General features: G+C 52.0%; 8 protein-coding genes. 7 read left to right on the top strand and 1 reads right to left on the bottom strand.

Going from position 1 to position 12049, the window contains the following annotated elements; translation table 11 throughout:
* Together lacNas_RS07355 and lacNas_RS07350 are read left to right on the top strand one after the other, a co-directional pair.
* The coding region (locus tag lacNas_RS07355) for a methionine adenosyltransferase domain-containing protein (protein ID WP_201346738.1) at positions 1-378 on the top strand (378 nt) is incomplete at its 5' end.
* Between the two features lie 58 nt (positions 379-436).
* Positions 437-1888: an MDR family MFS transporter gene (locus tag lacNas_RS07350; protein WP_201330531.1), complete on the top strand. Its 1452-nt coding sequence runs from the start codon at positions 437-439 to the stop codon at positions 1886-1888.
* A gap of 50 nt (positions 1889-1938) precedes the next feature.
* Here the strand turns inward: lacNas_RS07350 and lacNas_RS07345 are convergent, their stop codons facing one another.
* The gene (locus lacNas_RS07345) at positions 1939-2610 is read right to left on the bottom strand and encodes a phosphatase PAP2 family protein (protein WP_201330530.1); all 672 of its coding nucleotides are present in this window, start codon (positions 2608-2610) and stop codon (positions 1939-1941) included.
* 297 nt (positions 2611-2907) lie between these two features.
* On the opposite strand from lacNas_RS07345, the gene leuS reads away from it, so the two are divergent.
* The 5 genes from leuS to lacNas_RS07320 all read left to right on the top strand — a co-directional run.
* The gene (gene leuS, locus lacNas_RS07340; protein ID WP_201330529.1) at positions 2908-5322 is read left to right on the top strand and encodes a leucine--tRNA ligase; all 2415 of its coding nucleotides are present in this window, start codon (positions 2908-2910) and stop codon (positions 5320-5322) included.
* Between the two features lie 93 nt (positions 5323-5415).
* On the top strand, positions 5416-7035 hold the full coding sequence (locus lacNas_RS07335; RefSeq protein WP_201330528.1) for a putative polysaccharide biosynthesis protein: 1620 nt from the start codon (positions 5416-5418) through the stop codon (positions 7033-7035).
* Positions 7036-7370: 335 nt separating this feature from the next.
* Entirely contained in the window at positions 7371-9794 is a 2424-nt protein-coding gene (gene ppsA / locus lacNas_RS07330; RefSeq protein ID WP_201330527.1) for a phosphoenolpyruvate synthase, read from the top strand.
* Between the two features lie 153 nt (positions 9795-9947).
* On the top strand, positions 9948-11135 hold the full coding sequence (locus tag lacNas_RS07325) for a hypothetical protein (protein ID WP_201330526.1): 1188 nt from the start codon (positions 9948-9950) through the stop codon (positions 11133-11135).
* A gap of 233 nt (positions 11136-11368) precedes the next feature.
* Positions 11369-12049 (top strand): thiamine pyrophosphate-binding protein (locus tag lacNas_RS07320; protein WP_244661438.1); only part of this gene is annotated, 681 nt, incomplete at its 3' end.

The raw sequence follows: 12049 nt of genomic DNA, 5'->3' as shown, positions 1-12049 counted from the left end.
TTCAGCGGCAAGGACGCGACTAAAGTCGACAGAAGCGCCTCATACGCTGCCCGCTACGTAGCCAAGAACATCGTGGCTGCCGGCCTGGCCAGCCGCTGCGAAGTGCAGCTGGCTTACGCCATCGGCGTGGCCCACCCGGTTTCCATCATGATCGACACGGCTGGAACCGGCAAGGTGAGTGACCAGCTGCTGACTGAAGCAGTCCGGGCCAACTTCGACTTGCGCCCGGCCGGTATCATCAAAATGCTGGACCTGCGCCGGCCAATTTACAAGCAGACTGCTGCGTACGGTCACTTCGGCCGCACCGACATCGACCTGCCTTGGGAAAGAACCGACAAGGCAGCTGCCCTGCAGGCTTTCGTGGCCGACCGGCGCTAGGATACAACTGAATAAACGTAAGACATTAACGTAACATAGATTTCGTTGGAGAAGAGAATTGAAGAAAACAAACGTGAAAATGGTCACGCTCGCTGTCTTTATCACTACTTTCATGTCCGCGATCGAAGGAACGATTGTTTCAACCGCGATGCCAACCATCATTGCTGATTTGGATGGGCTGGCGATCATGAGCTGGGTGGTCTCTGTATTTCTGCTGATGACGGCAGTCTCAACGCCAATTTATGGGAAACTGGCTGATAGCGTAGGACGCAAGCCAGTTTTTTTATTTGGCATCGGACTTTTCGTGATCGGCTCAGCTCTTTGCGGTTTCTCACATTCGATGCTGGAGTTGATCATCTTCCGGGTCCTGCAGGGCCTGGGTTCAGGGGCGATTCAGACGGCCGGGGTGACGGTCTTGGCTGACATGTACGACATCGACAAGCGGGCCAAAATGCTGGGGCTGACTTCCGGCTTCTGGGGCCTGGCTTCGGTCATCGCGCCGCTTTTGGGCGGTTTCATCGTCCAGAAACTGTCCTGGCACTGGGTCTTTATGATCAACGTACCCATCGGCCTGGTTGCCTTTTTGCTGGTTGCCTTTTATCTGCATGAGGATTTCGCCAAAAACAAGCTGCAGATCGACATCAAAGGCAGCAGCAGCCTGGTTGTCTTCCTTTTGTCCCTAATGCTTCTTTTGCAGGGCCTGGAAACGGATTTCAGTTGGACCTTGCTGGTCCTGGCGCTGGTCATGCTGGCCAGCCTCTGGCTTTTTGTCAAGGTGGAAAAAACAGCCGCCGACCCGATCATTCCGTTCAGTATCTTGCGGGACCGGGAATTTCTGGCAGTCAACCTCTTGCAGCTGCTGGTTTCCGGGGTAGTGATCGGCTTTGAATTCTATATTCCGACCTGGCTGCAGGGGATCAACGGGGTCAGTGCCTCAGTTGCCGGCTTTGCCATTACGCCAAGTTCCTTAATGTGGGTCTGCGGGTCCTTTTTGGCTGGCGACCTCATGGGACGGTGGGGAACGCAAAAGTACTTTGATGCGTCGCTTTTCCTCTTGATCGGGGCCGACCTGGCCTTTATCCTGATCCCGACCTATACGCCGTTTTGGGTCTTTTGCCTGATTGCCGTCTTTAACGGAATCGGCTTTGGCAGCATTGCCACGGCCAGCCAGGTCCGGGCCCAGATGGTGGTGGACAAGAGTCAGGTGGGGGTGGCGACTTCCTTCAACACTTTGATGAAGTACCTGGGCCAAACCGTGATGATGGTCTTTTACGGAATGACCTTCAACTCTGTCGTAGCCAGCGGGCTTAAAAAACACCCGTCTTTGACCGGCGAGATGATGAACAAGATCGTTTCCCCGGTCCAAGCCAAAAGCCTGGATCCGGCCGTTTTGGCTCCATTAAGGGAAATCCTGCGCTCGGCCATGCGGGGGATCTACCTGGTTTCCCTTGCAGCCTTGCTTTTGTCGCTGGTCTTCAACCACATCTACCGGCAAAAAAAGCAGGATTAAACAGAAAAAAGCAAAAATAAAAACCTGCTCGCTTGAGCAGGTTTTATTTTTTATTCGCTTTTGCTTTCGGCTTTTTCCCGTTGTTTGGCCAAAGCTTTAAAAAAGAGCCAGCTGCCAATCAGGCCGAAGGCCAGGCCCTCGCACCAGCCCCCAAGAACGTCGCTGGGCCAGTGGACGTGCAGGTACATTCTGGTAAAGCCGATTGAGAAGGCAAAGAAAATACAGAAAGCGATCAAGCCGGTTTTCAGCGGTTTCTTTTTGATCAAAACGACAATCAAGGCGATCAAGACCAGAGCCAGGGTCATGGAGCCGACTGAGTGGCCGGACGGAAAGGAAAAGCCGTTGGCCTGGACTGATTTGTCCATATGCGGCCGCTGCCGCTGGATGATGTTTTTGATGATCGAATTGCAGGAATTGGCAGCGATCATCGTCAAGCTGGCAAAGAGAGCGTGGATATAGTCGCGGAAGCAAATCAGCACAAGAACCAGAATCACTGTAAAGACTGTGATCGTAAGAGTATTGCCCAGCTGGGTCCAGTAAAAGGTCAGCTGGTGCTCCAGTTGGCTGTTGTTTTTGATGGCATTGTAGACGGCCGTGTCAAAAGTCTTGATAAATGGGTTCTTGCTGGCAATCAGGCTGACCCAATAAGCGAAAAAGAGGCCGAAAGCGCCGCCAAAAAGCAACAGCGGCTGATAATTAACTTTATTTTCTTTTGTGTTCAATTGTTTTTAATTCTCTCCCTTGTAAAATTTGGCTCATGTGGTAAAGTATAATCGTTATAGAGAAAATAATAAAGGGCAGGGAGCAGTAAGAATTTTTTCTTCCATCAGAGAAGAGCCGGTTGCTGCAAGGCTTGAAAGAAGGATTCTGAACTCACCCGGAAAATGCCATAAGTGTTGTTTCGCTTTAAGAAACATGTGAGGGTCACGCGAAAGCGTGGAACTTAGGTGGTACCGCGAAATAACTCGTCCTATGTTTGCACATAGGGCGTTTTTTGTTTTTAGGAAAGGATTTAGCAGATGTACAACCATAAAGTTGTCGAAAAGAAATGGCAAAAATATTGGCTGGAAAACAAGACCTTCAAGACCGGCACTGATCCAGAAAAGCCAAAGTACTACGTTCTGGACATGTTCCCTTACCCGTCAGGCAAGGGGCTGCACGTCGGCCACCCAGAAGGCTACACCGCCACTGACATCATGGCCAGAATGAAGCGGGCACAAGGCTACAACGTCTTGCACCCAATGGGCTGGGATGCTTTCGGTCTGCCGGCTGAACAGTATGCTTTGCAAACTGGCAATGACCCGGCAACTTTTACCGACAAGAACATTGCCCACTTCAAGAAGCAGCTGCAGGCTCTGGGCTTCTCATACGACTGGGACCGGGAAATCAAGACGACTGACCCGAACTACTACAAGTGGACCCAGTGGATTTTTGAACAAATGTACAAGATGGGCCTGGCTTATGAAGCTGAAGTGCCAGTCAACTGGTCCCCGGACCTGGGCACGGTCGTGGCCAACGAAGAAGTCATCGACGGCAAGACTGAACGCGGCGGCTTCCCGGTTTACCGGCGCAAGATGCGGCAGTGGATGCTGAAGATCACCGCTTACGCTGACCGTTTGCTGGACGACTTGGACGATCTGGACTGGCCGGAACCGATCAAGGAAATGCAAAGAAACTGGATCGGCCGTTCAGTCGGTGCCCAAGTAACCTTCAAGGTCAAGGACTCAGACAAGAGCTTTGACGTCTTCACCACCCGTCCAGACACCCTGTTTGGCTGCTCATACACTGTTTTGGCACCGGAAAACGACCTGGTCAAGGAAATCACCACGCCTGAACAAAAGGAAGCGGTCGAAGCCTACATCAAGTCAATCGAATCCAAGTCCGACCTGGAAAGAACCGACTTGAACAAGGACAAGACCGGGGTCTTCACTGGTGCTTACGCCATCAACCCGGTTAACGGCGAAGCCGTGCCGATCTGGATCTCCGACTATGTTCTGGCAACTTACGGGACTGGTGCCGTGATGGCCGTTCCAGCCCACGACGACCGTGACTACGCTTTTGCCACCAAGTTCGGCCTGCCAATCAAGGAAGTCGTTGAAGGCGGCGACATCAGCAAGGAAGCTTACGCTGGCGATGGTGCCCACGTCAACTCCGACTTCTTGAACGGCTTGAACATTGAAGATGCCAAGGCCAAGATGGTTGACTGGCTGACTGAAAAGGGCGTCGGCGAAAAGAAGGTCAACTACAAGATGCGGGACTGGAACTTCTCTCGTCAGCGCTACTGGGGCGAACCGATTCCGGTCATCCACTGGGAAGACGGGGAAACCACCCTGGTCCCAGAAGACGAACTGCCGCTGCGGCTGCCTAAGGAAAGCAACATTCAGCCTTCAGGCACTCCGGAAAGTCCGCTGGCCAACTTGACCGACTGGGTCAACGTCGTTGATGAAAACGGCAGAAAGGGCAAGCGGGAAACCAACACCATGCCGCAGTGGGCCGGGTCAAGCTGGTACTTCCTGCGCTACATCGACCCGCACAACGACAAGGCGCTGGCTGATCCGGAACTTTTGAAGAAGTGGATGCCGGTTGACTTGTACATCGGCGGGGCTGAACACGCAACCCTGCACCTGCTTTACGCGAGATTCTGGCACAAGGTGCTGTACGACCTGGGCGTTGTACCGACCAAGGAACCGTTCCAAAAGCTCTACAACCAGGGCCTGATTTTGAAGAACCATGAAAAGATGTCCAAGTCCCGCGGCAACGTGGTCAACCCTGACGACGTCGTTGACGAATACGGGGCAGACAGCCTGCGGACTTACGAAATGTTCATGGGCCCGCTGAACGCTTCTATCGACTGGGACGACAACGGTCCTTCCGGGGTTAAGAAGTTCCTCGACCGGGTATGGCGGACCTTCGTCAACGACCTGGACCTGGACCCAATCCCATCAGAGAAACTGACCGACGAAAACGACGGCAAGCTTGACAAGATCTACAATGAAACGGTCAAGACTGTTACTGAACACTTTGAAGAACTGCGCTTCAACACGGCGATCTCACAAATGATGGTCTTCATGAACGCCTGCCAAAAGGCGGACAAGATTCCGCGGGCTTACGCTGAAGGCTTCGTGAAGCTGCTGGCTCCGGTTGCGCCGCACATGATGGAAGAAATCTGGCACGTCTTCGGCCATAACGAAAGCGTGCAGTTTGCTGCCTGGCCGACTTACGATGAAAGCAAGCTGGTTGAAGACACGGTTGAAATGGCCGTGACCGTCAACGGCAAGAAGCGGGGCAACTTCAAGATCGCCAAGGACGCAAGCAAGGAAGAAGCCCAGGCTGCCGCAACGGCTCTGCCGCACGTTCAGGAATTTTTGGACGGCAAAGAAATCAAGAAAGTCATTGTCGTTCCAAACAAGATCGTGAACATTGTTGCCAAATAAATCTAAAATTTTCCTAAAAAATCAATTTATGGTATATTTCAGACTGGATCAGGAATATGATAGTAGGTTGAAGTATTAGATTAGGGAAGTTTTATGGCAAAAAACAAATCACAGACCAACTCCCAGGCTCAACTTCTAAAGGGTTCGGCCTGGATGACTTTTGGATCGATCCTGTCGCGGATTCTGGGGGCAATCTATATCATTCCCTGGTATGCCTGGATGGGAAAGTACGGCAACTTGGCCAACTCGCTGACGGCGAAGAGCTACAACATCTATAGCCTGTTTATTATCATCTCCACTGCGGGCATTCCCGGGGCGATAGCCAAGCAGATTGCCAAGTACAACGCGCTCAATGAGTACGGGATTGGCCGCAAGCTGTTCAGGCACGGCCTGGTCATGATGGGGATCTTCGGGGTGCTGGCCGCGGCCTGCATGTATTTCCTGGCTTTGCCACTGTCAGGCTTTAACCACCAGGAAGTGCCGGTGATCCGCAGCCTGTCGGTAGCCGTTTTGATCATTCCGATACTGAGCATTCTGCGCGGTTATTTCCAGGGCTACAATGACATGATGCCCAGTGCCATGTCCCAGTTCGTGGAACAGCTGGCCCGGGTCATCTGGATGCTTTTGACGGCTTACGTGATCATGCAGGTGCAGCACGGCAATTATGTCGATGCCGTCACGCAGTCCAACCTGGCGGCCGCGATCGGTGCCGTCTTCGGAATCTGCCTGCTTGTTGTCTTTTACCTGCGTCAGAAGCGGGAAACTGATCCTTTGGTTGCTCAGTCAAACAACCGGATTCAGGTGTCGACCAACAGCCTGCTGTTTGAAATCATTCAGCAGTCGATTCCCTTCATCATCATCGACTCGGGGATCAACATCTTCCAGCTGGTGGACCAGTACACCTTCCACCCAATGATTGCCAGCTTCATGCACGTGCCTTATGACACCATCGAAAGCTGGTATGCCCTGTTTGGCTTGAACGCCAACAAGCTGATCATGATCGTGGTGTCGCTGTCATCGGCCATGGCCGTTACGGCGATCCCGCTTTTGTCAGGTGCTCATGCCCGGGGGGACTATCGGGACATTTCCCGGCAGATTGCCAACACGCTGGAACTGTTCTTGTTTGTCCTGCTGCCGGCTTCTCTGGGGATGGCGGCCATTTCCAAGCCGCTTTACACCATTTTCTACGGCTATGACGGACTGGGCGCGAACGTGCTCTACCTGTCGTCTTTCACGGCGATCAGCCTGGGGATGTTCACGGTCTTGATGGCCATCTTGCAGGGGCTGGATGAAAACATGTACGCGATCCGCTATTTGCTGATCGGCCTGTTGATCAAGGGGATCCTGCAGTATCCGCTGATCCGCCTGTTCAAGATCTACGGGCCGCTTCTGGCGACCAACCTGGGTCTGCTGGTGGTCATTGCCATGTCGTTGAAGCACCTCAGCGTGAAGTACCGCTGGCGGGCTGACCGGACGATGCGCCGCTTCATCGGCACTGCCAGCTTTTCTCTGGTGATGTTCGCGGCGGTTGGGCTGACCGTCAAGCTGGCCGGCCACTTCTTAAATCCTTACCGGCGCTTGTCGGCGATGGTCTTGATCGCCCTGGCCGTGCTGGTGGGCGTGGCCGTTTACGGCGGACTCAGCCTAAAAACCGGCCTGGCCGAAAAGGTGCTGGGCAGCCGGGTTACCCGGATCGTTCAAAAGTTTCACTAAATGACTTTCAAGGTCTTCCTAAGGGAAGGCCTTTTTCTTTTGCTTATGCATTATGAAATCTTGCGAAAAAAATTGCAAGTCTGCTTGAGCGGACGCGCCCGGCGACTCTTTTTCGATAAAACTATTTTTAGTTTGTGAATAAAAACAATACGGCAGCGGCGGCGTTTTTTACCAAAAATAAATTTTAAAAGATTGTTAATTTAACAAAGGAAACGGTTACAAAAAGATTCCGCAAAAAAAGTTGCAAGAAACTGTTGACATTTTTTCACAAAAGGGCAATAATCAGTAGTGAAAAGTGAAAAGGATTACAAGCCGAGTGATATGAGGTGAAAACAATGGAAGTTAATGACAAGAAAGAATTAACTGAAGAAGAACGAGAAAATGCATATGTTCTTTGGTTCAACCAATTGCGCCGGGAAGACGTTGGCCTTGTCGGCGGCAAATCATCATCATTGGGTGAATTGACTTCAGGCACTGACGTGCCAGTGCCTTACGGTTTCGCGACTACGGCTCACGGCTACCGGCACTTCATGGAAGTCAATGGCTTGAACGAGAAGGTAAATGCCTTGCTGGCAACCTTGAAGGATCCAGAAGATTCAGAAGAACTGCACCGGGTCTGCAGCCAAATCAGAAAAATCATGCGTGAAGCGCCAATGCCGGAAGACCTGGCTGAGGACATCGGCAACTCATACGACGAACTGGCCAAGATGACCGGCCAAAACGAACCGTATGTTGCCGTTCGTTCAAGCGCGACTGCTGAAGACCTGCCGGATGCTTCATTTGCCGGGGAACAGGACACTTACCTTAACGTTAGAAGCCGCAAAGATGTCATCCGCAAGGTGCAGGACTGCTACGCTTCCTTGTTCACTGACCGGGCAACCTACTACCGGATCAAGCAGAACTTCCCGCAAGAGAAGGTAGCCTTGTCAGCCGCCGTGCAGATGATGGCCTTCTCCAAGTCAGCCGGCGTCATGTTCACGGTCAACGTTGCCAACGGTGACGACACCAAGGTCATGATCGAAGGGTCATGGGGCCTGGGCGAATACATCGTTCAAGGGACGGTTACCCCGGACAACTTTGAAGTTGACAAGGATAGCATGCAGATCAGCAGCAAGACCATCAACAACAAGAACATCGAACTGATCCGCCTGCCAGGCGGCGGGGTTGAGCAAAGGGATGTCCCAGAGGACGTGGCTAAGAGCCCTTGCTTGACTGACGAAGAAGTCATTGAACTGGCCGGCTACGCTAAGCAAATTGAAAAGCACTATGGCTGCTACATGGACATGGAATGGTCCCGTGACCAAGACGACAAGCTCTGGCTGGTTCAAGCCCGTCCGGAAACCGTTTGGTCCCAAAGAAAGAAGGAAGGCGGCAAGGAAGAAAGCGAAGAAAGCGCTGAAGTAACGCCAAGCTCCAACAAGGTTCTGGTCAAGGGCCTGCCAGCCAGCCCAGGCGTTGCCTCCGGGATTGTGCACGTAATTGACGACCCGAAGGACATTGGCGAATTCAAGGAAGGCGAAATCCTGGTTACCTTGATGACCTCGCCTGACTGGGTACCAGCCATGAAGAAGGCTGCCGCCATCGTGACCAACAACGGTGGGATGACCTGCCACGCCGCGATCGTTTCCAGAGAGATGCAGATTCCATGTATCGTCGGCACGGCCAGCCGGGGCACTTTCGCTACCCGCTTACTGAAGACCGGCCAGGAAGTCACCGTTGATGCCAAGAACGGCGTTGTATACCAAGGCGTGGCTGAAGAGGTCGTTAAGCCGAAGAAGGAAGAAAGCGGCACGCCGATGGCAGCTGCTGAATACTTCCCGCCAACGGCAACCAGAGTCATGATGAACCTGGGCGACCCGGACCTGGCCGAGAAGTACTCAACTTTGCCAGCTGACGGGATCGGTTTGATGCGGGAAGAATTCCTGTGGACGACCTACATTCACCAGCACCCGCTTTACTTGATCGAAACCGGTCACCCAGAGCGCGTGGTCAACGAACTGGCCAACGGCATCAGCAAGGTTTGCCGGGCCATGAACCCGAGACCGGTCGTTTTGAGATTCTCCGACTTCAAGTCCAGCGAATACCGGAACCTGAAGGGCGGGGAGAAGTACGAACCGCATGAACCGGCCGACCTGCTTGGCTGGCGCGGGGCAAGCCGCTACTACGACCCGAAGTACATCGAAGCCTTCAAGCTTGAACTGGAAGCCGTCAAGAAGGTTAGAAATGAATTCGGCTTGAAGAACCTGAACGTCATGATCCCGTTCTGCAGAACTGTTGAGGAAGCCGAGAAGGTTACCAAGATCATGGCAGATGAAGGCCTGCGCCGCAGCCGCGACTTCAAGGTCTTCATGATGGCTGAAATTCCTTCAAACATCATCTTGGCTGACAAGTTCAACGAGTACGTCGACGGCTACTCAATCGGCTCAAACGACCTGACCATGCTGATCATGGGGACTGACCGCAACAACGATGCCGTTTCCGCCCTCTATGACGAACGCAACCTGGCTGTCAAGCGGGCAATCCGTCACTTGATCAAGGTGGCTCACCAAGACGGCAAGACCGTTTCAATCTGCGGCCAGGCACCGTCAGAATACCCGGACTTCACCGAATTCCTGGTTAAGAGCGGGATTGACTACGTATCCGTAAATCCGGACATGGTCAAGGAAACCAAGCTCAACGTGGCTCACTTTGAACAAAGAATCCTGCTGGACAAGGCAACTGGCCTGGGGATGCAGGAAACTGAAGACTACGACTGGTAATTTGATGATTAAAGCTGCTCCTTAGGGAGCAGCTTTTTTGTTGAATATCGCAAAAGTTAAGCATTTTATCTCATTTTGACGTAAAATTAAGAATGAATTATCATAATTTTTTTACTAAAAATCGGCATTTACTTTACGTTAAGAGGAAGATACATGGCACAACAATATTATTCAATGGATCAAATCGCCAAATTGGCACAGGTTTCCCAGCAGCAGGTCTACTACCTGATCAACATGAAGTTTAAGTTCAAGCCTACATTGACAGACCCCAGCGGCAATAAATTCTATGATGAGCGAGCGGTGGGGCAGATCTTCCAGGACTTGGGCAAGACCCTGCCCAAGTCTGTGGCTTCGCCGGCGACGGAAAACGGCTTGCTGGACATCAATGCGATCGCTGAGACCACAGGCATCGGCAAGAAGAAGCTCCGGACTTTTATCAGGGAGCACAAGGAACTGAAGCCGGACTTCATCGATGAGAAGAATCACAACAAGAAATACTGGGGTCCAAGCGCCATCCAATACATCAACGATCATTTCGGGGCTGAGGAAGAGCCTAAAGAGCCTGTCAAGGCCGAAGAGAGCAAACCGGTACAAGAAGTCATAGAAGCTCCAGCAGCCCCTCAAGAGCCTGCAGAAGCCGAGAAAACGGCAGAAGAAGCAGAAGCGGCTCCAGCAGAAAAGGCAGCGGAAACCGCAGAAAAGACCAGCGAGGAAAAAGCTGCTCCGGAAACTGCTGAAAACGCGGAAAAAACAGCCGAGAGCAAAGACCAGCAGCCAGCCGGCCCGCGTTTTGTCAAGAAGGCTCCGCGGCCGGCCAGCGACAAGCTGGTAGAACACCCGCAAGTCGAGCTGCCTTTTGCCTTTGACGACACTGAAGAACAAACGGCAGAAACAGCCAAGAGCGAAGAAGGCAAAGAGACTAAAGAGGCTAAAGAAAGCAAAGAAACTGAAAGCGCAGAAGAGGCAAGAGACAGAAAAGAAACGGTCAAGGGGGATGCTGCTGAAGAGAAGCCGGCTGACCAGCAATTCGTCGTGCGCAAGCGCAATAACGATGAAAGACGTGCCCGCGGCAACTACAAGCACCGGTCCGGCCAGCGAAACGGCTACCAGAACCGCGACCGCAACAATTACTCCAAGCGGCGGGAGCTTTTTGCCGGCAAGATGAAGCTGGTCACGGAGAAGGGGACCTTTTACACCGACCAGTTTGCCAGCCTGGAAGAACTGGCGGAATACGTCCTGTCAGCCAAGGGCGAATTCATGAAGGTGGAAAAGTACAACCGCGGCGAATTTTCACCAGCCTACATTTCAACCAAGAGCATTATCGAATTTGAAGAAGCTTAGAGAAAGCGAGCCTGGCCTGGCTCGCTTTTTGCATGCTTTCGCTTGTTTTCATTGATAAAATTTTATCTGTAATCCATAGAATGTTTCAGCAGGCTGTGAATAACTGGATGTTGCCAACATAATATCCAGAAAAATAAAATTAATTCTTTCACAATGTTGACAGCGCTTACAAAAGACCTATAATTATTGGTGTAAGTAATTTTGTAAAGTAGTTAGTGTAAGGAGATTCACTTATGGCAAAAATAAAGGGTGCAAACGCTGTTTTAGATGTTATGTACAAGTGGGGCATTGACCACCTTTACGGTTTCCCAGGTGGTTCTTTTGACTCAACCATGAACGCGATCTACGAAATGCAAGACAAGGTCAAGTTCATCGAAGTTCGTCACGAAGAAGCCGCTTCTCTGGCAGCCTCTGCAGAATACAAGCTTACCGGCAAGCTTGGCGTCTGCATGGGTTCAGCCGGCCCTGGCGCTGTCCACTTGATGAACGGCTTGTACGACGCCAAGTACGACAAGACCCCTATGGTTGCCCTGGTAGCCAACGTTCCAACCCCTCGTCAAGACATCAACTTCTTCCAAGCCTTTGACGAAATGCCTTGGTTCCGTGACGTTGCCGTTTGGGTACACCAAGCCAAGACCAAGGAAGCTTTGCCAGTCTTGATGGACACTGCTATCCGTCAAGCTTACGCAAAGAAGGGTCCAGCTGTTTTGGTAATTCCTAAGGACTTTGGCTGGCAAGAAATCGAAGACAACTACCGTGTTTCCGCAAGCAACCACGTTGCTGACAACTACGCAGCTCCAACTGCTGAATCAATTGAAGCCGCAACTAAGCTGATCAAGGAAGCCAAGAACCCAGTTGTTTACTTCGGTTTGGGCGCATCCGGCGCTGCTGACGAATTGAAGGAATTCTCTGAC

The organism is Lactobacillus nasalidis, from assembly GCF_016587775.1.
Lineage (GTDB): Bacteria > Bacillota > Bacilli > Lactobacillales > Lactobacillaceae > Lactobacillus > Lactobacillus nasalidis.
Note: the sequence above shows the minus strand (reverse complement) of the source record. Positions and strands in the feature narration are given on the sequence as shown.

What these genes read in the sequence shown, in the direction of transcription:
- ppsA (WP_201330527.1), top strand. Translation starts at nt 7,371, where the DNA reads ATGGAAGTTAATGACAAGAAAGAATTAACTGAAGAAGAACGAGAAAAT.
- leuS (WP_201330529.1), top strand. Translation starts at nt 2,908, where the DNA reads ATGTACAACCATAAAGTTGTCGAAAAGAAATGGCAAAAATATTGGCTG.
- lacNas_RS07325 (WP_201330526.1), top strand. Translation starts at nt 9,948, where the DNA reads ATGGCACAACAATATTATTCAATGGATCAAATCGCCAAATTGGCACAG.
- lacNas_RS07335 (WP_201330528.1), top strand. Translation starts at nt 5,416, where the DNA reads ATGGCAAAAAACAAATCACAGACCAACTCCCAGGCTCAACTTCTAAAG.